Source organism: Pseudomonas retamae, assembly GCF_043496865.1.
GTDB classification, from domain to species: Bacteria; Pseudomonadota; Gammaproteobacteria; order Pseudomonadales; family Pseudomonadaceae; genus Aquipseudomonas; species Aquipseudomonas retamae.
The window spans coordinates 1-25,250 of record NZ_JBIEIL010000004.1; the positions used below are offsets into that span (position 1 = coordinate 1).

Consider the following 25,250-nt stretch of genomic DNA (forward strand, 5'->3'; position numbering starts at 1 on the left):
CTTCAACAACTTCAACCACTTGCGCTTCCGATCTCTCGTCAGCGGGAGGCGAATTCTACAGCGTTACACGCTGCTGTCAACACCTCTTTTTCAACTTCCTTTCGGGCTTCGATGAACTGAAGCCGCCTACTGCCGAAACTTACTTAACTCGTTGAATCTCAAGGAGTTTTCCGTTTCGACTGCGCCGGAAGTGGGGCGAATTATAGACATCTGAAATTCGCCGTCAACCTCTATTTTCATAAATCTGTCATATCAGTCAAAAAAACCCACAAACACAGAAGGCCGACCTCAACGAGGTCGGCCTTCTGTGTCACCGCCTCGCTACTTACAAGCTAGGGAAAGCGAATTGCGAAGCTTCATGGCTGGCACGCTGCGGCCAGCGCTGGGTGATTGCCTTGCGTCGCGTGTAGAAGCGCACGCCATCCGGACCGTAAGCGTGCAGGTCGCCAAACAGCGAACGCTTCCAGCCGCCGAAGCTGTGATAAGCCACCGGCACCGGCAGCGGCACGTTAACGCCAACCATGCCGACTTCGATCTCGTCGCAGAACAGACGCGCCGCTTCGCCATCACGGGTGAAGATACACGTGCCGTTGCCGTATTCGTGATCGTTGATCAGTTGCATGGCCTCTTCCAGGCTGTTCACCCGAACCACGCAAAGTACCGGCCCGAATATCTCTTCTTTATAGATGCGCATCTCCGGGGTTACGTTGTCGAACAGGCAGCCACCGAGGAAGAAGCCCTCTTCGTGACCGGCCACGCTCAGACCCCGACCATCGACGACCAACGTCGCGCCCGCCGCAACGCCATCATCTACATAACCGCTGACCTTGTCTCGCGCCTGACCAGTCACCAGAGGCCCCATGTCCAGACCACAGGAAGTGCCGGCACCGATTTTCAGCGCCTTGATCTGTGGCACCAGTTTGGCCACCAGCGCATCCGCCACTTGATCACCGACACACACGGCAACGGAGATCGCCATGCAGCGCTCACCGCAAGAACCGTACGCTGCGCCCATCAATGCGCTGACCGCGTTATCCAGATCGGCATCCGGCATCAGCACCGCGTGGTTCTTCGCGCCGCCGAGCGCCTGGACACGTTTGCCGCGCTTGGTGCCTTCGGCGTAGATGTACTCAGCAATCGGCGTCGAGCCGACAAAACTCAGCGCCTTGATTTCCGGCGCTTCGATCAACGCGTCCACCGCAGTCTTGTCACCGTGAACCACGCTCATCACGCCTTTCGGCAAACCGGCTTCCAGCAGTAGCTGAGCGATCAGCAGCGTCGAACTCGGATCGCGCTCCGACGGTTTGAGGATAAAGCAGTTGCCGCAGACGATCGCCAGTGGGTACATCCACAGCGGCACCATCGCCGGGAAGTTGAACGGAGTGATCCCGGCCACGATGCCCAGAGGCTGAAAGTCCGACCAGGCGTCGATGTTCGGGCCGACGTTGCGGCTGTACTCACCCTTGAGGATTTCCGGGGCGGCGCAGGCGAACTCAACGTTCTCGATGCCGCGCTTCAGTTCACCGGCGGCGTCTTCCAGGGTCTTGCCGTGTTCTTCGCTGATCAATTGCGAGATGCGCGCTTCGTTCTGCTCCAGCAGTTGCTTGAAGCGGAACATCACCTGCGCACGTTTGGCCGGTGGCGTGTTGCGCCACGCCGGGAACGCAGCCTTGGCGGCATCGATGGCTTTCTGGATGGTGGCCTGGCTGGCCAGTGGCAGTTTGTGAATGGCTTGACCGGTAGACGGGTTGAACACATCCACTGCACGACCGTTTTCGGTCACCAATTCGCCATTGATCAAATGCGGAATAACACTCATCGAAAACTCCTGAATTCTGGTGCGCAGACGCCCACAAGGAGCGCCTGCCATTAGTGCATCTATATAGAAGGAAAAATCAGTCGAGCTTGTTCAGCACTTCGCCGACCGCGTCGAACAGACGATCAAGGTCCTGCGGCTTGCTGTTGAAGGTTGGGCCGAACTGCAAGGTGTCGCCACCGAAGCGCACATAGAACCCGGCCTTCCACAGCGCCATGCCTGCTTCGAATGGACGCACGATGGCGTCACCGTCGCGGCCGGCAATCTGAATCGCGCCGGCCAGACCGTAGTTACGAATGTCGATGACGTTCTTCGCCCCTTTCAAACCGTGCAGCGCATTTTCGAAATGCGGTGCGACTTCGGCGACGCTCTGCACCAGGTTTTCCTTTTGCAGCAGATCGAGTGCGGCCAGGCCAGCGGCACACGCCACCGGGTGCGCCGAGTAGGTGTAGCCATGGGGGAATTCCACGGCGTATTCCGGGGTCGGCTGGTTCATGAAGGTCTGGTAGATCTCGGAGCTGGCAATCACTGCGCCCATCGGAATCGCGCCGTTGGTGACTTGCTTGGCGATGCACATCAGGTCCGGGGTCACGCCGAAGCTGTCGGCGCCGAACATCGAACCGGTGCGACCGAAGCCGGTGATCACTTCATCGAACACGAGCAGGATGTTGTGCTGATCGCAGATCTCGCGCAGGCGCTTGAGGTAACCCTGCGGCGGCACCAGTACGCCGGCGGAACCGGCCATCGGCTCGACGAAGACCGCAGCGATGTTTGACGCATCGTGCAACTCGATCAGCTTCAGCAGCTCGTCAGCCAAAGCGATCCCGCCCTGCTCCGGCATGCCACGGGAGAAGGCATTGCTCGCTAGCAAGGTGTGCGGCAGGTGATCGACATCCATCATCGACTGACCAAACAGCTTGCGGTTGCCGTTAACGCCGCCGAGGCTGGTGCCGGCGATGTTTACGCCGTGATAACCACGAGCACGGCCGATCATTTTGGTCTTGGTCGACTGGCCTTTCAGACGCCAGTAGGCGCGGACCATTTTCACCGCGGTGTCGGCGCACTCGGAACCGGAGTCGGTGAAGAACACATGGTTGAGGTTGCCCGGGGTCAGCTCGGTGATTTTCTCCGCCAGTTGAAACGACAGCGGATGGCCGTACTGAAAGCCCGGCGAGTAATCAAGGGTGCCCAGCTGTTTGGCCACTGCTTCCTGAATTTCCTTGCGGGTGTGCCCGGCGCCGCAGGTCCACAGACCGGACAGCGAGTCATAGATCTTGCGGCCCTTGTCATCGAACAGCCAACTGCCTTCGGCACCGACGATCAACCGCGGGTCGCGCTGAAAGTTGCGGTTGGCGGTGTACGGCATCCAGTGCGCGTCCAGCTTCAGCTGGCTGGCCAGTGGCGACGGCGCGTTTTCAGGCATGTTCATCGGGCAAAACCTCGCAGGGCATAAGCGGCAGGGAGATAAAAAGCGTTATTGCAGCTAAGTTGCCACGGCGATAAAGTCGGTGAAATCCAACTTTTCTAACCTTCAGTTAGAACACTGCTAAACAAAGAGCCCAATAAATGAGCAGCCGCCGCCCCGATCCGCTGGCCCAGGTCAGTGATTTTGATATTCGCTTGCTGCGGATTTTCCGCAGCGTGGTGGAGTGCGGCGGCTTCTCTGCAGCGGAAACCGTGCTGGGCATCGGCCGCTCGGCGATCAGCCAGCAAATGAGCGATCTGGAACAACGCCTCGGGTTGCGCCTGTGCCAACGCGGTCGCGCCGGATTTTCACTGACCGAAGAAGGCCGCGAGGTCTATCAATCGGCGCTGCAACTGCTGAGTGCGCTGGAAAGTTTTCGTACCGAGGTCAACGGCCTGCATCAACACTTGCGTGGCGAGTTGATCATCGGCCTGACCGACAACCTCGTCACCCTGCCCCACATGCGCATCACCCACGCTCTTGCGCAGCTGAAGGAACGTGGGCCGGACGTGCAGATCCAGATCCGCATGATCGCGCCCAATGAAGTCGAGCAAGGCGTCCTTGATGGCCGTCTGCACGTCGGCGTGGTGCCGCAGGCCAGCGCGCTGTCGGGGCTGGAATACCAGCCGCTGTACAGCGAGCGATCGCTGCTTTATTGCGCGGTCGGCCACCCGTTGTTTTATGTCGATGACAAACAACTCGATGACCAGCGCCTGAACAGTCAGGACGCCATCGCGCCGACGTTCCGTTTACCGGCGGACATCCAGGCGCATTATCAGGCGCTCAATTGCACTGCCAGCGCTTCGGACCGTGAGGGCATGGCGTTCCTGATCCTGACCGGGCGCTACATCGGTTACCTGCCGGATCATTACGCCAGCCTCTGGGTTCAACAGGGTCGTCTGCGTGCGCTGAAATCAACAACACGTTTTTATGACCTGAGCCTCGCATCGGTCACGCGCAAGGGCCGTCGCCCTCATTTGGTGCTGGAAAGTTTTCTCGAAAGCCTGGCGGCGACGCGCTGAAAATCCCCGCAAGTCCCGGCAGCGCTGGGCCCTACAGACTAAAAGACAGAATAACCTGAGCAAGTGGACAGCTTTTTGCAGAGCAGGATCAACCCGATCCCTGAACAAGAAGCCCAGCGCCATGCAGCCAGATTCCGAATCGTCCAGTGAACTGATCTACGGCCTCGACGACCGTCCAAAACCTCTCGCCGCGATCCTTGCCGCACTGCAACACGTGCTCGCCAGTTTCGTCGGCATCATCACCCCGCCGCTGGTGATCGGCTCGGCGCTCGGCCTGACCACGCACTTGCCATATCTCATCAGCATGGCGCTGATGGTCTCCGGCGTAGGTACCTTTATTCAGGCGCGGCGGCCGTTCGGCATTGGTGCCGGGATGATTTGCCTGCAGGGCACCAGTTTCGCCTTTCTCGGCGCGGTGCTGTCGGCCGGGTTTCTGGTCAAGCAGCGTGGCGGCAGTCCGGAAGACATTCTGGCGATGATTTTCGGCGTGTGTTTTTTCGGTGCGCTGGTGCAGATCGTGCTCAGCCGGTTCATCGGCCAGTTGCGCCGAGTCGTCACGCCGCTGGTGACCGGCATTGTCATCACCCTGATCGGTATCAGCCTGATCAAGGTCGGCATCACCGACCTGGGCGGTGGCTTCAATGCGCCGGACTTTGGTGCGCCGGGCAATCTGGCACTGGGCGTGTTTGTACTGCTGACGATCATTCTGCTCAACCGCTCAAACACGCCGTGGGTGCGCCTGTCGGCGATCATTATCGGCTTGCTGCTGGGTAGTCTGGCGGCGTGGTTCAGCGGGAAGTTGGTGCCGCAGCCGTTGCCTGAATTGCCGCTGGTGAGTTTTCCCACGCCGTTCAAGTTCGGTTTCAGCTTCGACTGGACAGCTTTCCTGCCGGTCGCGCTGATTTATCTGATCAGCACCATCGAAACCGTCGGCGACCTCACCGCCAATTGCATGCTCGCCCGCCAGCCGATCCGCGGTCCTTCTTATATAAGCCGTTTGCGCGGTGGCGTACTGGGCGACGGCGTGAGTTGCATGATCGCCGCGACGTTCAGCGCATTCCCCAACACCACCTTCGCGCAGAATAACGGCGTGATCCAGTTGACCGGTGTCGCCAGCCGTTATGTCGGCCTGTACATCGGCGCGATTCTGTTCTGCCTCGGCCTTTTCCCGATGATCGGCGCGGTGCTGCAGCAGATTCCGAAACCGGTGCTGGGTGGCGCGACGCTGGTGATGTTCGGCGCCGTTGCGGCGGCCGGGGTGCGCATACTTGCCCAGTCGCCGCTGGACCGGCGCAGCATGTTGATCATTGCGACTTCGTTCGGTGTCGGCCTGGGCATCGCTGCGCAACCGAACCTGCTGCACCTGATGCCGAAGCTGGTGCAAAACCTGTTCGACTCGGCGATTACCAGCGGCGGTTTGACCGCCATCGTCCTGTGCCTGCTGCTGCCGGAAAGCCAAACCGCGGCCACTGAAGTGCCGGCCACGCTGAACAAGATCGAACAGGCGTAACGGTTTTATCGCGCAAGGACTTGTCGGATGCCTGTGGGTGCGCTATCAACGCAATTGGTTGCACCCACAGACAAACCCGGAAGTGCCTATGACCTTTGAAGTCCCCGCTCACGGCGGCAAACCCGCCAGCCGCATTCGTCAGAAGAACGAAGAGACCATTCTCAAAGCCGCCGAAGACGAGTTCGCCCGTCACGGGTTCAAAGGCACCAGCATGAACACCATCGCGCAGAATGCCGGGTTGCCGAAAGCCAACCTGCATTACTACTTCACCAACAAACTCGGTTTGTACGTGGCGGTGCTGAGCAACATCATCGAGTTGTGGGACAGCACCTTCAACACCCTCACCGCCGAGGACGATCCGGCGGAGGCGCTGACCCGTTACATTCGCGCCAAGATGGAGTTCTCCCGGCGCCAGCCACAGGCTTCGCGAATCTTCGCGATGGAAGTGATCAGCGGCGGCGAATGCCTGACCGAATATTTCAATCAGGACTATCGCGCCTGGTTCCAGGGACGCGCGGCCGTGTTCCAGGCCTGGATCGACGCGGGCAAAATGGACCCGGTCGATCCGGTGCACCTGATCTTCCTGCTGTGGGGCAGCACCCAGCATTACGCCGACTTCGCCACGCAGATCTGCCGGGTCAGCGGGCGCAGCAAGTTGACCAAACAGGACATGGAAGACGCCGGCAATAACCTGATCCGCATTATCCTCAAGGGCTGCGGCCTCACTCCTTCTGTATAAGACGTTTTATGCCTTTTACCCTCAGCGGTTTTTGCGAATACCGCGAAGAGATTCGCAAAAGCCGCTTCATCACCCTGGCCGCGCCGATCGACAGCCCAAGCGATGCGCAGGTGTTTTTCGAGCAGCACAGCGATCTGAATGCCACGCACAATTGCTGGGCGTGGAAACTCGGTGCGCAATACCGCAGCAGCGATGACGGCGAGCCCGGCGGCACCGCCGGGCGGCCGATTCTGGCGGCCATCGAGGCGCAGGATTGCGATCAGGTCGCAGTGCTGGTGATCCGTTGGTACGGCGGTATTCAACTCGGCACTGGTGGATTGGCGCGGGCGTACGGCGGCGGCGCGAACAAATGCCTGCAAGCGGCGGACAAGATCGAACTGATCAGTCGCGTGCCGCTGAGTTGCGCCTGTGGATTTTCCGAACTCGCGCTGGTCAAGCTGCGCGTCGCCGATCTCGGTGGACTGGTGCTGGAAGAACATTTCACTGCCAACGGCGTCGAGTTGCGTCTGGCACTGGGGGCGGCCCACATCGATTTGCTGCAGAGCCAATTGGCCGATCTGAGCCGCGGACGGATTTTGCTGCAGCGCTAGAAAGCTGCGAGCTTTTAGGGCGCAGCCGTTTCCCCTTATTCCGCCAAGTTGCCCACATGCGCTGTGCACTCGACTGTGGATAACCTGAGTACATTCGCCTGCAACCCTTCTGTCACGCGGCTTTGCGCGGTTTGTTCACTTTTCGTTCAATTTCTCCGACGAAACGGAAATTCCAAGCCCAAACAATCAGTTAGCGATGTTTAGCACCATTAGAACAAAGCACCGCAGTGCTTATGCCGAGCTTTTTGGCTTGCGCACAATAACTGTGGAACAACCTGTGGATAACCCGTTCATGACCGGCGCAGTCGCAGGTTCTGCCTGCTTCGCAACGGTTTGCTCGTTTTTTGATCAGTTACCCATGAACAAAACTGGAGCCCGACCAATACCTTTGCGCTGAAATGGTGCTGCGATTCCGCCATTTTCAGTTCCCGAAGCTCTACATCAGGCGGCGCCGTACACGGCCCGCACGCGTTCCTGACTCAATGGCCAGGAAATTGCTTTATCCACAGGCACAACTCCAAGCAGTCGAGCCTGTCATGCCAATCGCTCCGCCCGTTCCGCGCCTGCAACTGCGCCATATCAGCAAACGCTACCCCGGTTGTCTGGCCAACGATGCCATCGATCTGAGCATCGCGCCCGGTGAAATCCACGCCCTGCTCGGGGAAAACGGTGCCGGCAAAAGCACCTTGATGAAGATCATTTACGGTGTCACCCAGGCCGATGCGGGCGAGGTGCTCTGGCAAGGTCAGCCGGTAAAAATCCGCAACCCGGCGCAGGCGCGGCAGTTGGGTATCGGCATGGTGTTCCAGCATTTCTCGCTGTTCGAAACGCTTAGCGTGGCGCAAAACATTGCCTTGGCAATGGGCGCGGCGGCTGGCACCCCGCAACAACTGGCACCGAAGATTGCTGAAGTGTCGCGGCGTTATGGCATGGCGCTGGAGCCAGAACGACTTGTCCACAGCCTGTCGATCGGCGAGCGCCAGCGCGTCGAGATAGTGCGCTGCCTGATGCAGGACATCCGGCTGTTGATCCTCGATGAACCCACGTCGGTGCTGACGCCGCAGGAGGCCGACGAACTGTTCGTCACGCTTCGCCGCCTCGCCGCCGAGGGTTGCAGCATTCTGTTTATCAGCCACAAGCTCGGTGAGGTTCGCGCCCTGTGCCATAGCGCCACGGTCTTGCGCGGCGGGCGAGTGGCCGGACATTGCCGGCCGGCCGAGTGCTCGGATCAGCAATTGGCGCAATTGATGGTTGGCGAAGCGGCGACGTTGATCGGCGACTATTCCAAGGTCAGCGGCGGCGCGGCGTTCTTGCAGGTGAACGGGCTGAGCTGGCACAACCCGGACCCATTCGGCTGCTCGTTGCGCGATATCGACTTGCAGGTACGCAGCGGAGAAATCGTCGGCATCGCCGGGGTGGCCGGCAATGGTCAGGATGAATTGCTGGCGCTGCTCAGTGGCGAACAGCGCTTGCCTCGAACAGACGCCGCCACCATTCGATTCGGCGCGCAAAACGTTGCCGATCTGCGCCCGGATGCGCGGCGCAAACTCGGTCTGGCGTTTGTCCCGGCCGAACGTCTGGGCCACGGCGCAGTGCCGGAGCTGAGCCTGGCCGATAACGCCCTGCTCACCGCTTTTCTGCAGGGACTGGTCAGCCGCGGCATGATCCAGCGCAGCAAACTCGAAACCTTCGCTGGGCAAATCATCCAGCGCTTCGGCGTAAAAACCCCGGACACGCAGACCGCCGCGCGCAGCCTGTCTGGCGGCAATCTGCAGAAATTCATCCTCGGCCGGGAAATTCTTCAGCAACCGAAACTGTTGATCGCCGCGCACCCGACCTGGGGCGTTGACGTTGGCGCTGCCGCGACCATCCACCGCGCATTGATTGCGCTGCGCGATGCCGGCGCGGCGATTCTGGTGATCTCCGAAGACCTCGACGAGCTGTTCCAGATCAGCGACCGCCTCGGCGCATTGTGCGGCGGGCGTCTGTCGCCGCTGCACGACACGGGCGAAACGCAGCTCAGCGACGTCGGCGGCTGGATGGCCGGGCAGTTCACGCACTCACCTTCATCGGCCACGGTTTAACGGAGTTTTCCTGACATGCTGCTTTCCCTCGAACCGCGCGGCCAGCAATCGCGCCTGATGCTCTGGTGTTCGCCGTTGTTGGCCGCCGTGCTGACCCTGGCGTGCGGCTCGCTGCTGTTCATCGCCCTCGGCCACGACCCGCTGCAAACCTTGCACACCCTGCTGATCGTGCCGGTCAGCGATCTGTACGGCGTCTCTGAATTGCTGGTCAAGGCGCTGCCGATTCTGCTCTGCGCACTCGGCCTGGCGGTGGCCTATCAGGCACGGATCTGGAACATCGGCGCCGAAGGTCAATTGCTCCTCGGCGCCCTCGCTGGCAGCGCCGTGGCGGTGCACATCATCGACTGGCAAAGCCGTTGGGCGCTGGCGCTGATTCTGCTCACCGGCATGCTCGCCGGCGCCGCCTGGGCCGGGCTGACGGCGTGGTTGCGCACGCGCTTCAACGCCAATGAAATTCTCACCAGCATCATGCTCAACTACATCGCACTGAACCTGCTGCTGTTCTGCGTGCACGGGCCACTGAAGGACCCGGCCGGGTTCAACTTTCCCGAGTCGGCGATGTTCGGCGACGCCAGCCGGTTGCCGCTGTTGCTCGAAGATGGTCGCGTGCATGCCGGGGTGTATTTCGCCCTGCTCGCGTTGGTCGCGGTGTGGGTGCTGCTGCAGAAAAGTTTTATCGGTTTCCAGATCAAAGTGCTCGGTCTGGACAAGCGTGCGGCGGGCTTCGTCGGCTTTCGCGAGAAGCGTTTGATCTGGCTCGCGCTGCTGATCAGCGGAGGACTGGCTGGGCTTGCCGGAGTCAGCGAAGTCACCGGGCCGATTGGCCAATTGGTCCCGCAGGTCTCGCCGGGATATGGCTACGCAGCAATTACCGTGGCGTTTCTCGGCCGGCTCAATCCGCTCGGCATTGTGTTTTCCAGTCTGTTGATGGCGCTGCTGTACCTCGGCGGCGAGAGCGCACAGATGACCCTTAATTTGCCGCAGGCGATCACCCAGCTGTTTCAAGGAATGATGCTGTTTTTCCTGCTCGCCTGTGACGTGCTGATCCTCTATCGGCCGCGCCTGAATCGGCGCTGGACCCGGCGCACGTCGACCACCACCGTAACCGCCGGAGCGCTGTGATGGATATCGATCTGTTGAGCAATATTTTCTACGCCATGGTGCGCTGCGGCACGCCGTTGTTGCTGGTGGCGCTGGGTGAGCTGATCTGCGAAAAGAGCGGCGTCCTTAACCTCGGCCAGGAAGGGATGATGCTGTTTGGCGCGGTGATCGGTTTTATCGTCGCGCTCAGCAGCGGCAACCTGTGGCTGGGCGTGCTGCTGGCGATGCTCGCGGGGATGCTGCTGTCGTCGCTGTTTGCTCTAGTCGCCTTGGTGTTCAACGCCAATCAGGTGGCGACCGGGCTGGCGCTGACGATTTTCGGCGTAGGACTGTCGACCTTTGTCGGCGCGGCCTGGGTGGGGAAACCGCTGGCCGGGTTTGAGCCGTTGGCGATTCCGTACCTGAGCGACATTCCGCTGCTCGGACGCATGCTGTTTGCCCAGGACCTGCTGGTGTACCTGTCGTTCGCGCTGTTTGCGCTGGTGGCGTGGGTGATCATCAAGAGTCGTGTCGGGCTGATCATTCAAGCGGTCGGCGAAAACCCCGATGCGGCCAGCGCGATGGGTTTGCCGGTGCTGACCGTGCGTACCCTGGCGGTGCTGTTTGGCGGGGCGATGGCCGGACTGGCCGGGGCCTATCTGTCGCTGGCGTACACGCCGATGTGGGCGGAAAACATGACCGCCGGGCGCGGCTGGATTGCCCTGGCGCTGGTGGTGTTTGCCAGTTGGCGGGTGTGGCGGTTGTTGCTCGGCGCGTATCTGTTCGGCCTCGCCAGCATCCTGCATCTGGTGGCGCAGGGCTTGGGGCTGGCGATTCCGTCGAGTCTGTTGGCGATGCTGCCGTATGTGGCGACGATTGTGGTGTTGGTGCTGTTGTCGCGAGATGCGGTGCGTACGCGGTTGTATGCGCCAGTGTCGTTGGGGCAGCCTTGGCAACCGGGGCATTGATGCGGTGAATTCAATGGCCCCATCGCGAGCAGGCTCACTCCCACAGGGTATTGAGTGAACCCGCTCAAATGTGGGAGCGAGCCTGCTCGCGAAAGCGTCCGCACAGGCAACACCTGAACCACATCAAACAATCCAGAGAACTTCAGGAAGCATGCGCGGCAAAGGCTGGGGTATGCTCGGGTCGCTGCCGCTTTTGCGCCGAACGCTCCAACTTCGGCACGGGCAGGCCTGTCCATTGAATCCTGAACGTTGACTCTCAAGGAACCCATCATGTCTCAGGCAAAAAACGCACTGATCATCGGTGCCTCTCGGGGCTTGGGCCTCGGGCTGGTGAAAACCCTGCTGGCCGACGGCTGGCAAGTCACCGCCACCGTGCGCAATCCGCAAAATGCCGAGGCGCTGCAAGCGCTGGGCAGCGTGCGGATCGAGAAGCTCGACATGGATGATCAGCAGGCGGTGATCGCCCTCAGCCAGCAACTGAAGGGCGAAACGTTCGACCTGCTGTTTGTCAATGCCGGGGTCAAGGGCCCGGATGTACAGACCCCGGGCGGCGCGACGCTGGCCGAAGTCGGCAAGCTGTTTTTCACCAACGCAGTGGCGCCGATCAATCTGGCCCAGCGCTTTGTCGGGCAGATACGCGATGGCAGCGGCGTGCTGGCGTTCATGAGCTCGGGGCTGGGCAGCGTGACGGTGCCGGACGCGCCGGAGCTGGCGCTGTACAAGGCGAGCAAGGCGGCGTTGAACTCGATGACCAACACCTTCGTCACGCAACTGGGCGAGCAGAAACTGACCGTGCTGTCGCTGCATCCGGGCTGGGTGAAAACCGACATGGGCGGTGATGGCGCTGACCTTGACGTGGAAACCAGTACTCGCGGGCTGATCGATCAGGTCAACGCGTTCAGCGGCAAGGGCGGGCATCACTTCGTCAATTACAAGGGTGAAACGATTCCCTGGTAAGCCCTGATAATCCCTTGTAGGAGCGAGCCTGCTCGCGAATGCGGTGTGTCAGATAATGGATGTTTCGACTGATACGGCGCCTTCGCGAGCAGGCTCGCTCCTACAGGGATAGTGCGGTGAATGGTCGGGGCGGGCTTGCCCGGCGCGGCGATTTGTTTGAAACTGCGCGCCTCGCCCGTCGCGGCGAACCTGGATCAGCAGACAGGGCAACACTGAGCTGGCAACCCTGAACCCAACTTTCAGAGGAGCCGGCGACCATGCCTGCGACCCGTATCTGGTTAAAAAATCCCCTCGCCATTTTCACGGCCAACGCGCTCGACGCGCGTGGTGGTCTGGTCCTGCAAGACGGTGTGATCGTCGAAGTGCTCGCCGCCGGCCAGCAGCCGTCGGTGCCGTGCAGCGAAGTGTTCGATGCCCGCGAGCATGTGATCCTGCCAGGACTGATCAACACCCATCACCATTTCTACCAAACCCTGACCCGCGCCTGGGCGCCGGTGGTCAATCAGCCGTTGTTCCCGTGGCTAAAAACGCTGTACCCGGTATGGGCACGTTTGACTCCGGAAAAACTCGCCCTCGCCACCAAAGTGGCATTGGCCGAGCTGTTGCTGTCGGGCTGCACCACCGCCGCTGACCATCACTACCTGTTCCCGGACGGTCTGGAAAACGCCATCGACGTGCAGGTCGAAACCGTGCGCGAACTGGGCATGCGCGCCATGCTCACCCGCGGTTCGATGAGCCTCGGCGAGAAGGACGGCGGCCTGCCACCGCAGCAGACCGTGCAGGAAGGCCAGGTGATTCTCGACGACAGTCAGCGCCTGATTCACGAGTACCACGAACGCGGCGACGGCGCGCAGATCCAGATCGCCCTCGCGCCGTGCTCGCCGTTCTCGGTGACCCCGGAAATCATGTCGGCCAGCGCTGAACTGGCGAACAAGCTCGACGTGCGCCTGCACACGCACCTGGCCGAAACGCTCGACGAAGAAGATTTTTGCCTGCAGCGTTTCGGCCTGCGCACCGTCGATTATCTGGACAGCGTCGGCTGGCTCGGCCCGCGCACCTGGCTGGCTCACGGCATTCATTTCAACCCGGACGAAATCGCCCGCCTCGGCCAGGCCGGCACCGGCATTTGCCATTGCCCGAGTTCGAACATGCGTCTGGCGTCGGGCATCTGCCCGAGTATCGACCTGACCGACGCCGGCGCGCTGTTTGGGCTGGGCGTTGACGGTTCGGCGTCCAATGACGCCTCGAACATGATCCTCGAAGCGCGTCAGGCGCTGTACATCCAACGCCTGCGTTATGGCGCCGAAAAGATCACCCCAGAACGCGTGCTGGGCTGGGCCACCAAGGGCTCGGCGAGTTTGCTGGGCCGCAGCGATATCGGTGAACTGGCGGTCGGCAAACAGGCGGACCTGGCGTTTTTCAAGCTCGACGAACTGCGCTTTTCCGGCAGCCACGACCCGATTTCGGCGCTGCTGCTGTGCGGCGCAGACCGTGCGGATCGGGTGATGATTGCTGGCAAGTGGCGGGTGGTGGATGGCCAGGTTGAAGGCTTGGATCTGAAAGGCCTGATCGCCGATCACAGCCAGGCCGCGCGCCAGCTGATCGCCGGGACCTGAGTCACCGCCGTTCAAAACTGTGGGAGCGAGCCTGCTCGCGAAGAGGGAGTGTCAGACAACATGTTTGGTGGATGACACACCGCTTTCGCGAGCAGGCTCGCTCCCACATTGGTTTCTGTCAGCCTCAGAGGCCCAGCAGGGACAGCATGATGAACGTTGCAAACAGCACAAAGTGAGTCATGCCTTCGATGGCGTTGGTCTCGCCGTCGTTGAGGTTGATCGCGCTGACGATCAGGGTGATGAAGATCATCACTGTCTGCACCGGGGTCATCGCCATCTGGAACGGCTGGCCGGTGTATAGCGCCATGGCTTCCATCACCGGCACGGTCAGGATCACCGTCGACAATGACGCGCCCATCGCAATGTTCACTACCGACTGCATGCGGTTGGCCAGTGCCGCGCGCAATGCCGTGAGAATTTCCGGCGCCGCCGAAATGGCCGCCACCAGAATCGCCGTGATCACCGGCGGCGCTCCCGTGCCTTTCAGGCCCAGCTCAAGCGTCTTGGACATCACCTCGGCGAGTGCACCAATCACCACCACCCCGCCGACCAGAATACCGATCGACAGGCCCAGGCTGAGCGGTTTCGGCTCTTGCTCGATGGGTTCTTTCTTGCGCCGTTTGTCCGGGTAGCTGTAGCTGAAGAAGTAGCTGTGTGGCCCGACCTGCATGCGCAGGAACAAGGTGTAAAGCACCACCATCGCGCCAATGGTGAATGCTGAATAGAGCTTCCAGTCGGCTGCGGGAATGAACTCCGGCACCACCATCGATACGCCCATGGCGGTGAGGATCATCACGCTGTAACTGCGCGCCGAATCGTCGTTATAGGACTGCTCGCCGTGCTTGATCCCACCCATCAGCGCGGCGAGGCCGAGGATGCCGTTGATGTCGAGCATTACCGCCGAATAGATCGTGTCGCGCACCAGCGTCGGCGAGGCTTCGTTGCTCATCATGATTGCCAGAATCACCACCTCCACCAGCACGGCGGCGAGGGTCAGGATCATCGTGCCGTAAGGGTCGCCGACTTTTTCCGCGAGCAGTTCGGCGTGATGGGCGACGCGCATCGACGCGGCGACGATGAAGCCGATCAACACCAGCCCACCGACCAGCGCGACGATCTGGCCGCTGTGCAGCAGCCAGTGTTCCAGCGGATAAGCGATGCACGCGGCAATGATTGCCAGCAGCAGAAAGCTTTCTTGTTTGAGGATCGAGAACATGGCGGGCCTTTTGCCGAAAGGAGCTGATGAAGCTACTGACTGCCGGGCGGCGCTAACGTTTCGTTACATCTTGACGCACCAAGCCATGGCAACCGTTTTGGCAGTTGCCCTTTTATTGCCCTTGCCGGCCTTTTCGCGAGCAGGCTCGCTCCCACCCTGAAATGCGATTGCCTGCTCGCGAAGGCCGCACCGCGGTTTCGAAAAAGTTTGTTGTCCTGTTGGTCAGCAATTTGCATTGGCCCTGGGCACACACAACAAAACGGAGCTCCACTTCATGCAAATACGTCCGCTGCACAAACTGCTGTGCGCCGCCATCGGCCTGGGCATCAGCCTGAGCGCCAGCGCTGCCGATCCACTGAAGGTCGGTTTCGTTTACATCGGCCCGATCGGTGACCACGGCTGGACGTATCAGCATGAACAGGGGCGCAAGGCGCTGGCGGAAAAGTTCGGCAGCCAGATCACCACCAACTATGTGGAAAACGTCGCCGAAGGCGCCGATGCCGAGCGGGTGATCCGCAACATGGCCAAGGACAAGTACGACCTGATCTTCACCACTTCCTTCGGCTACATGAACCCCACCGTTAAAGTCGCCAAACAGTTTCCCAAGGTGACCTTCGAACATGCCACTGGCTACAAGCAGGACAAGAACCTCGGCACCTATCTGGCGCGCACTTACGAGGGGCGTTACGTCGGCGGCTTCCTCGCGGCGAAGATGACCAAGAGCAAAAAGATCGGCTACGTCGCCTCGTTCCCGATTCCGGAAGTGATCCGCGACATCAACGCCATCCAGTTGGCCCTGAACAAATACAACCCCGGCACCGAGATCAAAGTGGTCTGGGTCAACTCCTGGTTCGATCCGGGCAAGGAAGCCGATGCAGCCAACGCGCTGATCGATCAAGGCGTCGACGTGGTGTTCCAGCACACCGACAGCCCAGCGCCGATTCAGGCCGCGGAACGCCGTGGCGTGTACGCAGTGGGCTACGCCTCGGACATGGCGCACTTCGGGCCGAAAGCGGTGCTGACGTCTATCGTCAACGACTGGGCGCCGCACTACATCCAGGCGACGCAGGGCGTGATCGATCACACCTGGAAACCGCAGGATTACTGGGGCGGACTGAAGGAAGGCACGGTTGAGTTGCCGATCAGCGATCTGGTGCCGGCGCCGGTGAAAGCCGAAGCCGAGCAGATCATTGCCGACATCAAGAGCGGTGCGCTGCAGCCGTTCACCGGGCCGATCAAGGATCAGGCCGGCGTCGAGAAAATCCCGGCGGGCGTGAGTGCGACCAATGCCGAACTGGCGTCGATGAATTACTACGTGGAAGGCATGAAGGCCGAAATGCCGAAGTAATCCACTTACCTCGATCGTTCCCACGCTCTGCGTGGGAATGCCGCCCGGGACGCTCCGCGTTCCTGCCGAAAGCGGACGCGGAGCGTCCATTGAGGCATTCCCACGCAGAGCGTGGGAACGATCACCACCTGTGAGAACGCAACATGGATCAGCTTCCGATCATCGACATCAGCCCGCTCTACGCCAACAACGAATCCGCCTGGCCCGCCGTCGCCGCTCAAATCGATCAGGCCTGCCGCGAATGGGGCTTCTTCTACATCAAGGGCCACCCGATATCAGCGCAACGCATCAGTGCCCTGCTCGATCACGCGCAACGTTTTTTCGCCCTGCCCGCTGCGCAAAAACTGCAGATCGACATCACCCAGACCCGCCATCATCGCGGCTACGGTGCTATCGCGACCGAGCAGCTTGACCCGGACAAACCCAGCGATCTGAAAGAAACCTTCGACATGGGTCTGCACCTGCCCGCTGACCATCCCGAGGTACTCGCCGAAAAACCGTTGCGCGGGCCCAACCGTCATCCGGCGCAGGCAGGCTGGGTTGAATTGATGGAGCAGCATTACCTCGACATGCAGGCGCTGGCGCAGACGCTGTTGCGGGCGATGACCGTGGCGCTGGGGATCGAACGCGATTTCTTCGACAGCCGTTTCGTCGACCCGGTCAGCGTGCTGCGCATGATCCACTATCCGCCGCGCCACACCGCCAGTTCTGCCGAGCAGCAAGGTGCCGGCGCGCACACCGATTACGGCTGCATCACCCTGCTCTATCAGGACAGCGCCGGCGGCTTGCAGGTCAAGAATGTCCAGGGCCAATGGATCGACGCGCCGCCGATTGACGGCACCTTCGTGGTCAACCTCGGCGACATGATGGCGCGCTGGAGCAACGACCGCTATCGCTCGACCCCGCACCGGGTGATCAGCCCGCTGGGCGTCGACCGCTATTCAATGCCGTTCTTCGCCGAGCCGCACCCGGACACCCGTATTGAATGCCTGCCCGGTTGCCAGGACGCACAGCACCCGGCGAAATATCCGACCACCACCTGCGCCGAATTCCTGCTGTCACGCTTCGCTGATACTTACGCTTACCGGCGCGAGCAAGCGGCGGTGTGATGGATCGCTTGGTCAGGTTTTGCCAATTGTTTCGGCGAGCATCTGTAGAATGCCGTCATTGCACCTGATGAGAAAAGACTATGTACGACTGGCTCAACGCCTTGCCGAAGGCTGAACTGCACCTGCATCTGGAAGGCTCGCTGGAGCCCGAGCTGCTGTTCGCCCTGGCCGAGCGCAACAAGATCGCCCTGCCGTGGAACGACGTGGAAACCCTGCGCAAGGCCTACGCCTTCAACAACCTGCAGGAATTTCTCGACCTGTATTACCAGGGCGCCGACGTACTGCGCACCTCGCAGGATTTCTACGACCTGACCTGGGCCTATCTGCTGCGCTGCAAAGAACAGAACGTGATTCACACCGAACCGTTCTTCGATCCGCAGACCCACACCGACCGTGGCATTCCCTTCGAAGTGGTGCTCAACGGCATCGCAGCGGCATTGAAGGATGGCGAGACGCAACTGGGCATCAGCAGCGGTTTGATCCTGAGTTTCCTGCGTCATCTGAGCGAAGAAGAGGCCGAGAAAACCCTCGATCAGGCGCTGCCGTTCCGCGATGCGTTCGTTGCGGTCGGTCTGGACAGTTCCGAAATGGGCCATCCGCCGAGCAAGTTCCAGCGCGTGTTCGATCGTGCCCGCCACGAAGGTTTTCTGACCGTCGCCCATGCTGGCGAAGAAGGCCCACCGGAATACATCTGGGAAGCCATCGACCTGCTGAAAATCCAGCGCATCGACCACGGCGTGCGCGCCATCGAAGACGAGCGCCTGATGCAGCGGATCATCGACGAGCAAATCCCGCTGACCGTCTGCCCGCTGTCCAACACCAAGCTCTGCGTGTTCGATCACATGTCGCAGCACAACATCCTCGACATGCTCGAACGCGGTGTGAAGGTCACGGTGAATTCCGATGACCCGGCGTACTTCGGTGGCTATGTGACCGAGAACTTCTACGCGCTGCATGAACATTTGGGCATGACCCAGGATCAGGCCAAGCGTCTGGCGCAGAACAGCCTGGATGCACGTCTGGTAAAACCCTGAACCACAACGAAGTACCCATGTGGGAGCGAGCCTGCTCGCGAAGAGGGAGTGTCAGTTAACATTTTCGTTTAATGACCCTCCGCTTTCGCGAGCAGGCTCGCTCCCACAGTGGGTTATGTGTTCAGTCTGGGATTTGGGTTTCAGTCAGCTCCTCAAGAGTCTTGCCCCGCGTCTCCATTCCGAACAGCCACACCACTCCCGCCGCGACTGCAAAGCACGCCGCGCCGAGCGCAAACACCCCGCCCTGCCCGGTAATCGGGAACACCAGCCCGGTGACCAAAGGCCCGAGCAGCGAGCCGACCCGGCCAATCGCCGAGGCAAAGCCCGAACCGGTGGCACGTGCCGACGTCGGATATAGCTCCGGCGTGTAGGTGTAGAGCACCGCCCACATGCCGAACAGAAAGAACTGCATCAGCAATCCGGTACCGATCAGCAGCGCGACGTTGCCACCGAACACCGCGCTCTGCCCGTACAGGAATGCCATCACGCCCCCGCCAAGCAGCGTCACGATGCACACCGGTTTGCGTCCCCAGCGCTCGACCAGCCAGGCGGCCATGAGAAAACCGGGAATCCCGCCGAGGGAAATCAGCACCGTGTAATACACCGACTGCGTCACGGCAAACCCCGACTGCTGCAACAACGCACTGAGCCACGAGGTCAGCCCGTAAAAGCCGAGCAAGGCAAAAAACCACAGGCTCCAGATCATCGTCGTGCGCTGGCGATACTGCGGTGACCAGATCTGTTTGAGCGCGGCGAAGAAGTTACCCGGCGGTGTGACCGTGCGCGGCAAGCGCAGCGGTTCGGGCAGCGCCGCACCGCCAAGCGAAGCACGCACCCGCGCTTCAATACCGTTCAACACCTTGTCCGCATCGGCGTCGCGCCCGGCCTGCTCGAGCCAGCGCGGTGACTCTGGGATGAAAAAGCGGATCGCCAGCACGAACACCGCTGGTACCGCCAGCACCAGAAAGATATCGCGCCAGCCAATCACCGGCAGCAGGAAGTAGGACAACACACCGGCCGCGACGAAACCGAGCGGCCAGAAACCATCCATCAAGGCGATGTAGCGCCCGCGGCGTTGCGCCGGAATCAGCTCCGACAGCATCGACTGGGCAATCGGAAATTCCATGCCCATGCCGATCCCCAACAGGATGCGGAACAGGGTCAGAGTCTCGACTGTCTGCGCCGTCGAACACAGATAACTGGCCACGCCCCAGAGCACGATGCTCCACTGAAAGACCGGCTTGCGTCCGAAGCGATCGGCGAGCATCCCGGACAGAGAGGCACCCAGCACCATGCCGAAGAAACTCGAGCTGGCGAGCAGTCCGGCTTGTGCGCTGCTCAGGCCGAACTCGGCTTTGATCGAGCCGAGCAGGAACGTCATCATCGCCAGGTCCATGGAGTCGAAGAAAAACGCCAGGGCGATGATAATGAAAATGATCCGGTGATAGCCGCTGATCGGCAGTCGTTCCAGGCGTTCCGCCGCGCTGTAGCGCTGTGTTTGCATGCTGCTTCCCCCATCCGAAATATCCCCGGATCGAGTGTGCGCGATAGCGATCTGGCGTTGCTGCTGGATGCGACCTGCTCGCAACCGTCAACGACGCCAGAAGCGCTGACGCATTTCGGGCAGGCTCTGTGCAACGCTCTATTACGCCATTTCCAGCTCGGTCTCTTTGGCGAAACGGTGCAATTCGCGGTGCCCGGTGGCTGTCAGTTGCAACGCTCGGGAGTCGTTGGGCAGCGTCAGCCAACCGGACTGCATGAACAACTGCAGCAGCGCCGCGCCGAGTGAGCCGCCCATGTGCGGACGACGCTCGCTCCAGTCCGGGCAGGCACACGCCACTTGCACGTTGCGATGGGCCAGCGCCTGAATGAACACGCCACGGTCGGCCAGCAACTTCGCGCCCTTTTGGGTCACCGCGACGCGATGCTCCAGCTGTTCGATCCAGCCGGCATCAAGCAGGCGCTGGTACAGATCGGCGGCAAGCGTCCCGCCCAGGTGATCGTCGCAAAAACGTGCGCGCAACAGTGACGACGGCGCGGTCTGCGGTTTGGCCAGCGGTGTGCTGCGCTTGAATACTTCGGGAACCTCGCGCGGCGCGCTGGCGATGGTGGCGCTGGCAAGGGCTTCTATCGCCGCACCGACCTCCGGCGCCGCGAGACGGAAAAAACGCTTGCGACCTCGGACTTCGACCTTCAACAGACCACCCGTGGCCAGCCGCGTCAGGTGCGCGCTGGCCGAGGACGGCGACAGCCCCGCCAGTAGCGCAAGCTCCTCGGTCTGCCGCGCCGCGCCATCCATCAACGCCCACATCATCGCGCTGCGCTTGGGGTCGGCCAGCAACGTGGCGATCTGGCTGATGCAAGGTGCATGTTCCATGTGTTCACTCCCTGTTGAATCGTATCGTCTACTGCTCGGAGACATCTTGGCCGCTAATCAGTCGTCGGCCAAGACGCGAAAATCGCCATGAACCGGGGCGAGGCAAGCTACTGACGCAGCCTGCCCCGGCACAGCACCCGCAGCAGATGCGCGACCGTCACGCCAATCGGGCGACGGGGTGCGAAAGTCTCCGGGCCGGGGTGTCGGTGCTGGCATGAGGCGGGCGCTAGTATAAGCCGGTTAGGCGCCGCGTCCCGCGCCGGGGCCTGCGCAGGTGGTGATTGTTCCTGAGTGAAATTTCTCTATTTACCTGCGACTAATGATCAACTTTGGAAAAAACGCGAAATTGACTACTCAATTCAGCGCATCGACTGGCGAGCATCTCGCGCAGAAGGTTCACCGGCTTACTCAATTGTGCGCGATGGGCGCACAACAGATTCAGCGGAGCACGCTCACAGAGCAGTTCCGGCAACAGCACCTTGAGACGGCCGGCGAGGACATCGGTGCCGACGTCGAGCCAGGATTTATAGGCGATCCCGGCACCGGCCAGTGCCCATAAACGCACGACGTCGGCGTCGTCGCTGAAACGGTCGCCGCTGACCGTGAGGCTGACTTCGCGTTTGCCGTCATGGAAACTCCAATGGTCGTGGACGCGGCTGCCAAGCATGTACAGCAGGCAATTGTGCTGAGCCAGTTGCTCAAGCTGGCGCGGCTCGCCGTGCCGCGCCAGATACGCCGGGGAGGCGCAGAGCACACGACGATTGTGCGCGGCGATGGGCAGCGCGACCAGGCTGGAGTCCTCCGGCTCGCCATACCGCAAGGCGATGTCCACCGGCTGGCGGAACAGATCGGCGATGCGGTCGCCGAGCAGCAAACGCACGGTCAGCCGTGGATGCTCGCGCTGGAATTCATCCAGCCACGGCAGCAGCAGATTGCGACCGAAGTCCGACGGTGCGGACAACTGCAGGATCCCGCTGACCTGATCCTGGCCGCTGGCGAGCAGGCGCCGTCCTTCATCAAGGTTGCTCAGCGCGGCGCGCGCGTATTCAAGAAACCCCTCCCCCTCAGCGGTCAGACGCAGACTGCGGGTCGAGCGCGCGAGCAAGCGCGCACCCAATTGCTGCTCGATGCGCTTCAACGCCGCACTCGCCACCGCCGCGGACATGTCCATCACCCGCGCCGCTGCCGACAGGCTGCCCAGATCCGCTGCGCGGACAAACAATTGCAAGTCATCGAAACGCAACATTCTCGGCCTCGATTATCAAAATAAAATTGAAAGAGACTGCTGTTTTAGCCGGTTTTATCGTCAACAGAAATAGCGAATCATCTGTCCATCGAATTTCTCGCTGCGCTATTGGAGCCCGACATGTCCCAGCCCTTCACTGCCATCGCCACCCTCACCGCCAGACCGGGCCAGCAGGACGCCCTCGAACAGGCCCTGCGCGCGCTGGTTGCCCCGAGCCGCGCCGAGGCCGGTTGCGGCCAGTACGACCTGCACCGCGACCTCGCCGACCCACAGGTTTTTTACGTGATAGAGCACTGGGCCAGTGATGAGGTGCTGCAGGCACACAACGCCAGCGCGCACTTCCAGCAGTTTCAGAGCAGTGCCGGCGACACCATCGAACACTTTCAGCTCAAGCGCCTCGGCGCAATTGCCTGATCTCTCCTTCTATTAACCGTACGGAGCCTTTCATGAAAGCCATCGCCTATTACGCATCCCTGCCAATCAGCGACACCAACGCATTGCAAGACATCGAACTGGCGGAACCGGTCGCCGGCCCGCGCGACCTGCTGGTGGAAGTCAAAGCCATTTCGGTCAACCCGGTCGATACCAAAGTGCGGCAGAACGTAGCCCCGGAGAACGGCGCCGCGAAAGTACTGGGCTGGGACGTTGCCGGTGTGGTCAAAGCTGTCGGCAGTGACGTCACGCTGTTCAAGGCCGGCGACAAAGTCTTCTACGCCGGCTCAATCGCCCGTGCCGGCGGCAACAGTGAGTTGCACGTTGTCGATGAGCGCATCGTCGGCCATATGCCGGGAACCCTCGATTTTGCCGAAGCCGCCGCGCTGCCGCTGACCGCGATCACTGCCTGGGAATTGCTCTTCGAGCGTTTGCAAATCAGCGAAGGTAAAACCGACGAGGGCCAGAGCCTGCTGATCGTCGGCGCGGCCGGTGGGGTCGGCTCGATCCTCACACAACTGGCGAAGCAACTGACCGGCCTGAAGGTCATCGGCACCGCGTCGCGCGAACAGACCCGCGACTGGGTCAAAGCGCTGGGTGCTGACGTGGTGATCGATCATAGCCAGCCGTTGAGCGAAGAACTCAAGCGCGCTGGCCTCGACAGCGTGACCCACGTCGCCAGCCTGACCCAGACCGACCAGCATCTGGAGCAACTGGTCGAAGCGTTGGCGCCGCAGGGCAAACTGGCGCTGATCGACGATCCGAAGTCGCTGGACGTGAGCAAACTCAAGCGCAAGAGCCTGTCGCTGCACTGGGAGTTCATGTACACCCGCTCGCTGTTCGAGACGCCGGACATGATCGAGCAGCACAACTTGCTCAACCGCGTCGCGCAACTCATCGATGCCGGCACCTTGAAAACGACCGTAGGCGAACACTTCGGCAGCATCAATGCAGCCAACCTGCGTCGCGCCCATGAACTACTGGAAAGCGGCAAGGCCAAGGGAAAAATTGTTTTAGAAGGTTTCTGAGAAACCGGACCTCGCAGCCTGTGCCAGCGCTAGAGCGGCTGGCCGTGCTGCGAGGTTTTTTGCCGTCAGTCCGATGCCCGGGCGTTGTCACAATTGCGATCGTATTCGGGTCTACAATCGAAGCCTCTGCGATACATCTTTTACGCAAGGGAGGTCAGCAATGAAGATCCTGATAAAAGAAGTGGCAAAGTCTCAATGGCAGGTTCGCCTGGACCAGCATGTCGTGACCTTTCGCAGTGAAGCCGAAGCACTGGCGTTCACTCGCACCCTCGAAGCGCGACTCTGCGCGCCCCATCGCATTCCCGAATACAGCCAGCAGCGCGCTGCCGGCTGAGACTGTTCACACCTCGGCCTGGGCTTGCGCCAATGCCCGGGCGTTCTGCAGGCGGCGGGTAAGCAAAGCGACGCTGACCACCAGCAACCCGCACAAGCTGATGACCATGGCCATCGGCACGGCGCTGCCATCGTGCAGCACGCCCACCAGCGCAGCCGCACCGGCGGCGATGCTGAATTGCAGACAACCGAGCATGGCCGACGCGCTGCCGGCCCGCGCACCCTGGCCGTTCATCGCACAGGCGGATGCGTTAGAGATGATGCAACCGAGGCTGGCAATGCAGATGAACAGCGGAATCAGCAACGGCCACAAGGCTTCTGGCCGCATCGCGCCGACCGCCAGCAAGGTAAGCCCTGCGAGAAAGTACACCCACACCGCACGCACCAGCAGAAACGCCGGGCCGCGCTTGGCCAACAGCCGCGCATTGATTTGCGCCACCAGAATGAAACCCGCCGCGTTGGTGCCGAACAGCCAGCCGAAATGCTCGGCTGGCACGCCGTACAGCTTGATGAACACAAAGGGTGAACCGGCGATGTAGGCGAACATGCCAGCGATGGCGATGCCGCCGGTGAGTGCGTGACCGAGGTAAACCCGGTCTTTGACCAGTCGCGTGTATTGGCGCAATGCACCCGACAGTGGCTGGCGCGGCACGTGCGCCGGCATACTTTCCGGCAGGCCAAGCGCCACCGCCAGCGCCGCGAGGGCGCTGAAACCGGTCAGCACCAGAAAGATCGACTGCCAGCCGCTGGTATTGACCAGCAGACCGCCGAGCATCGGCGCCAGAATCGGCGCCAGGCCCATCACCAGCATCAGTTGCGAGAAAACCTTCGCCGAGCCCACGGCATCGCATTTGTCGGCGACCACCGCGCGGGAAATCACCATGCCCGCACAGCCCCCGAGCGCCTGGACGAAACGCGCGCCGATCAGCCATTCCAGACTTGGCGCATAGGCACAAGCCAGCGACGCGAGGGTGAACAGGCCGACGCCGCTGAGCAGTGGAACCCGTCGGCCGAACCGATCGGAAATCGGCCCGTAAGCCAGCTGGCCCAGCGACAGGCCGAGGAAATACGCGGCCAGCGTCAGCTGCACATGCTGCTCATCCGTGCCGAAGGCCAGCGCCATGGCCGGAAATGCGGGTAAATAAAAGTCGATCGCCAATGGACCGAAAGCGCTCAAGGCGCCAAGTATCAAAATGGTACGAAAGTTCATCAGGCATCCAGGTGGGCAAGTCGCAGCTCGACAGTCTAGCCGCGCCCGGACGCCTTGAACATTCCGATAG

The 25,250-nt window shown here is 61.2% G+C and carries 22 protein-coding genes; 15 read left to right on the forward strand and 7 right to left on the reverse strand.

The genetic code is table 11. The features are described from left to right. Nucleotides 1-325: 325 nt before the first annotated feature. Both ACGSLL_RS08915 and aptA read right to left on the reverse strand, forming a co-directional pair. Complete coding sequence (locus ACGSLL_RS08915; protein WP_203420642.1) at nt 326-1,819, reverse strand: CoA-acylating methylmalonate-semialdehyde dehydrogenase; 1,494 nt, start codon at nt 1,817-1,819, stop codon at nt 326-328. A gap of 76 nt (nt 1,820-1,895) precedes the next feature. Then, the gene (aptA, locus tag ACGSLL_RS08920; RefSeq protein WP_394505033.1) at nt 1,896-3,245 is read right to left on the reverse strand and encodes an omega-aminotransferase AptA; all 1,350 of its coding nucleotides are present in this window, start codon (nt 3,243-3,245) and stop codon (nt 1,896-1,898) included. Between the two features lie 137 nt (nt 3,246-3,382). Here aptA and ACGSLL_RS08925 point away from each other — a divergent pair, with 137 nt between their 5' ends. The 9 genes from ACGSLL_RS08925 (at nt 3,383) to ACGSLL_RS08965 (ending at nt 13,847) form a co-directional block, all read left to right on the forward strand. Continuing rightward, entirely contained in the window at nt 3,383-4,303 is a 921-nt protein-coding gene (locus ACGSLL_RS08925) for a LysR family transcriptional regulator (RefSeq protein ID WP_093104952.1), read from the forward strand. Between the two features lie 121 nt (nt 4,304-4,424). After that, nucleotides 4,425-5,813, forward strand: coding sequence for a uracil-xanthine permease family protein (locus tag ACGSLL_RS08930; protein WP_394505035.1), 1,389 nt, complete (start codon nt 4,425-4,427; stop codon nt 5,811-5,813). Between the two features lie 88 nt (nt 5,814-5,901). Beyond that, nucleotides 5,902-6,552 carry a TetR/AcrR family transcriptional regulator gene (locus ACGSLL_RS08935; RefSeq protein ID WP_090281215.1) on the forward strand — a complete coding sequence of 217 codons (651 nt, stop codon included), beginning with the start codon at nt 5,902-5,904 and terminating at the stop codon, nt 6,550-6,552. 8 nt (nt 6,553-6,560) lie between these two features. Next, the gene (locus ACGSLL_RS08940; protein WP_394505038.1) at nt 6,561-7,142 is read left to right on the forward strand and encodes an IMPACT family protein; all 582 of its coding nucleotides are present in this window, start codon (nt 6,561-6,563) and stop codon (nt 7,140-7,142) included. A 536-nt stretch (nt 7,143-7,678) separates the two neighbouring features. Continuing rightward, a complete protein-coding gene (locus ACGSLL_RS08945; protein ID WP_394505040.1) occupies nt 7,679-9,226 on the forward strand; it encodes an ABC transporter ATP-binding protein in 1,548 nt (515 codons plus the stop codon). A gap of 15 nt (nt 9,227-9,241) precedes the next feature. After that, nucleotides 9,242-10,348 (forward strand): ABC transporter permease, encoded by a 1,107-nt coding sequence (locus ACGSLL_RS08950; RefSeq protein WP_394505042.1) that lies wholly within the window; start codon nt 9,242-9,244, stop codon nt 10,346-10,348. Then, nucleotides 10,348-11,274 carry an ABC transporter permease gene (locus ACGSLL_RS08955; protein WP_394505044.1) on the forward strand — a complete coding sequence of 309 codons (927 nt, stop codon included), beginning with the start codon at nt 10,348-10,350 and terminating at the stop codon, nt 11,272-11,274. Before ACGSLL_RS08950 ends, ACGSLL_RS08955 begins: the two co-directional genes overlap by 1 nt. Before the next feature lie 270 nt (nt 11,275-11,544). Beyond that, nucleotides 11,545-12,231, forward strand: a complete 687-nt coding sequence (locus tag ACGSLL_RS08960) for an SDR family oxidoreductase (RefSeq protein WP_203420634.1) — start codon at nt 11,545-11,547, stop codon at nt 12,229-12,231. A 257-nt stretch (nt 12,232-12,488) separates the two neighbouring features. Next, nucleotides 12,489-13,847 carry an 8-oxoguanine deaminase gene (locus ACGSLL_RS08965; RefSeq protein WP_394505047.1) on the forward strand — a complete coding sequence of 453 codons (1,359 nt, stop codon included), beginning with the start codon at nt 12,489-12,491 and terminating at the stop codon, nt 13,845-13,847. Between the two features lie 124 nt (nt 13,848-13,971). Here the strand turns inward: ACGSLL_RS08965 and ACGSLL_RS08970 are convergent, their stop codons facing one another. Beyond that, nucleotides 13,972-15,063 carry a calcium:cation antiporter gene (locus ACGSLL_RS08970; protein WP_394505049.1) on the reverse strand — a complete coding sequence of 364 codons (1,092 nt, stop codon included), beginning with the start codon at nt 15,061-15,063 and terminating at the stop codon, nt 13,972-13,974. 274 nt (nt 15,064-15,337) lie between these two features. On the opposite strand from ACGSLL_RS08970, the gene ACGSLL_RS08975 reads away from it, so the two are divergent. From ACGSLL_RS08975 to ACGSLL_RS08985, 3 genes are all read left to right on the forward strand, one after another. Then, nucleotides 15,338-16,411, forward strand: coding sequence for a BMP family ABC transporter substrate-binding protein (locus ACGSLL_RS08975; RefSeq protein WP_394505051.1), 1,074 nt, complete (start codon nt 15,338-15,340; stop codon nt 16,409-16,411). A gap of 143 nt (nt 16,412-16,554) precedes the next feature. Next, nucleotides 16,555-17,520 carry a 2-oxoglutarate and iron-dependent oxygenase domain-containing protein gene (locus tag ACGSLL_RS08980; RefSeq protein WP_394505053.1) on the forward strand — a complete coding sequence of 322 codons (966 nt, stop codon included), beginning with the start codon at nt 16,555-16,557 and terminating at the stop codon, nt 17,518-17,520. A gap of 80 nt (nt 17,521-17,600) precedes the next feature. Continuing rightward, on the forward strand, nt 17,601-18,554 hold the full coding sequence (locus ACGSLL_RS08985; protein ID WP_394505055.1) for an adenosine deaminase: 954 nt from the start codon (nt 17,601-17,603) through the stop codon (nt 18,552-18,554). 121 nt (nt 18,555-18,675) lie between these two features. Here the strand turns inward: ACGSLL_RS08985 and ACGSLL_RS08990 are convergent, their stop codons facing one another. From ACGSLL_RS08990 to ACGSLL_RS09000, 3 genes are all read right to left on the reverse strand, one after another. Next, nucleotides 18,676-20,058, reverse strand: coding sequence for an MFS transporter (locus ACGSLL_RS08990; RefSeq protein WP_394505057.1), 1,383 nt, complete (start codon nt 20,056-20,058; stop codon nt 18,676-18,678). 141 nt (nt 20,059-20,199) lie between these two features. Further along, nucleotides 20,200-20,931 (reverse strand): ArsR/SmtB family transcription factor, encoded by a 732-nt coding sequence (locus ACGSLL_RS08995; RefSeq protein WP_394505059.1) that lies wholly within the window; start codon nt 20,929-20,931, stop codon nt 20,200-20,202. A gap of 316 nt (nt 20,932-21,247) precedes the next feature. Then, the gene (locus ACGSLL_RS09000) at nt 21,248-22,177 is read right to left on the reverse strand and encodes a LysR family transcriptional regulator (protein ID WP_394505061.1); all 930 of its coding nucleotides are present in this window, start codon (nt 22,175-22,177) and stop codon (nt 21,248-21,250) included. A 120-nt stretch (nt 22,178-22,297) separates the two neighbouring features. Between ACGSLL_RS09000 and ACGSLL_RS09005 the strand changes: the two genes are divergently transcribed. The 3 genes from ACGSLL_RS09005 (at nt 22,298) to ACGSLL_RS09015 (ending at nt 23,971) form a co-directional block, all read left to right on the forward strand. Continuing rightward, nucleotides 22,298-22,591: a putative quinol monooxygenase gene (locus tag ACGSLL_RS09005; RefSeq protein ID WP_394505063.1), complete on the forward strand. Its 294-nt coding sequence runs from the start codon at nt 22,298-22,300 to the stop codon at nt 22,589-22,591. Between the two features lie 32 nt (nt 22,592-22,623). Then, complete coding sequence (locus ACGSLL_RS09010; protein ID WP_394505065.1) at nt 22,624-23,637, forward strand: zinc-binding alcohol dehydrogenase family protein; 1,014 nt, start codon at nt 22,624-22,626, stop codon at nt 23,635-23,637. 160 nt (nt 23,638-23,797) lie between these two features. Beyond that, nucleotides 23,798-23,971 (forward strand): hypothetical protein, encoded by a 174-nt coding sequence (locus ACGSLL_RS09015; RefSeq protein ID WP_172833298.1) that lies wholly within the window; start codon nt 23,798-23,800, stop codon nt 23,969-23,971. Nucleotides 23,972-23,977: 6 nt separating this feature from the next. Here the strand turns inward: ACGSLL_RS09015 and ACGSLL_RS09020 are convergent, their stop codons facing one another. Then, nucleotides 23,978-25,180: a multidrug effflux MFS transporter gene (locus tag ACGSLL_RS09020; RefSeq protein ID WP_394505068.1), complete on the reverse strand. Its 1,203-nt coding sequence runs from the start codon at nt 25,178-25,180 to the stop codon at nt 23,978-23,980. Nucleotides 25,181-25,250: the final 70 nt, after the last annotated feature.

Excerpts from the sequence above, each read along its gene's own strand:
- ACGSLL_RS08915 (WP_203420642.1), bottom strand. The coding sequence starts at position 1,819 with ATGAGTGTTATTCCGCATTTGATCAATGGCGAATTGGTGACCGAAAAC.
- aptA (WP_394505033.1), bottom strand. The coding sequence starts at position 3,245 with ATGAACATGCCTGAAAACGCGCCGTCGCCACTGGCCAGCCAGCTGAAG.
- ACGSLL_RS08925 (WP_093104952.1), top strand. The coding sequence starts at position 3,383 with ATGAGCAGCCGCCGCCCCGATCCGCTGGCCCAGGTCAGTGATTTTGAT.
- ACGSLL_RS08930 (WP_394505035.1), top strand. The coding sequence starts at position 4,425 with ATGCAGCCAGATTCCGAATCGTCCAGTGAACTGATCTACGGCCTCGAC.
- ACGSLL_RS08935 (WP_090281215.1), top strand. The coding sequence starts at position 5,902 with ATGACCTTTGAAGTCCCCGCTCACGGCGGCAAACCCGCCAGCCGCATT.
- ACGSLL_RS08940 (WP_394505038.1), top strand. The coding sequence starts at position 6,561 with ATGCCTTTTACCCTCAGCGGTTTTTGCGAATACCGCGAAGAGATTCGC.
- ACGSLL_RS08945 (WP_394505040.1), top strand. The coding sequence starts at position 7,679 with ATGCCAATCGCTCCGCCCGTTCCGCGCCTGCAACTGCGCCATATCAGC.
- ACGSLL_RS08950 (WP_394505042.1), top strand. The coding sequence starts at position 9,242 with ATGCTGCTTTCCCTCGAACCGCGCGGCCAGCAATCGCGCCTGATGCTC.
- ACGSLL_RS08955 (WP_394505044.1), top strand. The coding sequence starts at position 10,348 with ATGGATATCGATCTGTTGAGCAATATTTTCTACGCCATGGTGCGCTGC.
- ACGSLL_RS08960 (WP_203420634.1), top strand. The coding sequence starts at position 11,545 with ATGTCTCAGGCAAAAAACGCACTGATCATCGGTGCCTCTCGGGGCTTG.
- ACGSLL_RS08965 (WP_394505047.1), top strand. The coding sequence starts at position 12,489 with ATGCCTGCGACCCGTATCTGGTTAAAAAATCCCCTCGCCATTTTCACG.
- ACGSLL_RS08970 (WP_394505049.1), bottom strand. The coding sequence starts at position 15,063 with ATGTTCTCGATCCTCAAACAAGAAAGCTTTCTGCTGCTGGCAATCATT.
- ACGSLL_RS08975 (WP_394505051.1), top strand. The coding sequence starts at position 15,338 with ATGCAAATACGTCCGCTGCACAAACTGCTGTGCGCCGCCATCGGCCTG.
- ACGSLL_RS08980 (WP_394505053.1), top strand. The coding sequence starts at position 16,555 with ATGGATCAGCTTCCGATCATCGACATCAGCCCGCTCTACGCCAACAAC.
- ACGSLL_RS08985 (WP_394505055.1), top strand. The coding sequence starts at position 17,601 with ATGTACGACTGGCTCAACGCCTTGCCGAAGGCTGAACTGCACCTGCAT.
- ACGSLL_RS08990 (WP_394505057.1), bottom strand. The coding sequence starts at position 20,058 with ATGCAAACACAGCGCTACAGCGCGGCGGAACGCCTGGAACGACTGCCG.
- ACGSLL_RS08995 (WP_394505059.1), bottom strand. The coding sequence starts at position 20,931 with ATGGAACATGCACCTTGCATCAGCCAGATCGCCACGTTGCTGGCCGAC.
- ACGSLL_RS09000 (WP_394505061.1), bottom strand. The coding sequence starts at position 22,177 with ATGTTGCGTTTCGATGACTTGCAATTGTTTGTCCGCGCAGCGGATCTG.
- ACGSLL_RS09005 (WP_394505063.1), top strand. The coding sequence starts at position 22,298 with ATGTCCCAGCCCTTCACTGCCATCGCCACCCTCACCGCCAGACCGGGC.
- ACGSLL_RS09010 (WP_394505065.1), top strand. The coding sequence starts at position 22,624 with ATGAAAGCCATCGCCTATTACGCATCCCTGCCAATCAGCGACACCAAC.
- ACGSLL_RS09015 (WP_172833298.1), top strand. The coding sequence starts at position 23,798 with ATGAAGATCCTGATAAAAGAAGTGGCAAAGTCTCAATGGCAGGTTCGC.
- ACGSLL_RS09020 (WP_394505068.1), bottom strand. The coding sequence starts at position 25,180 with ATGAACTTTCGTACCATTTTGATACTTGGCGCCTTGAGCGCTTTCGGT.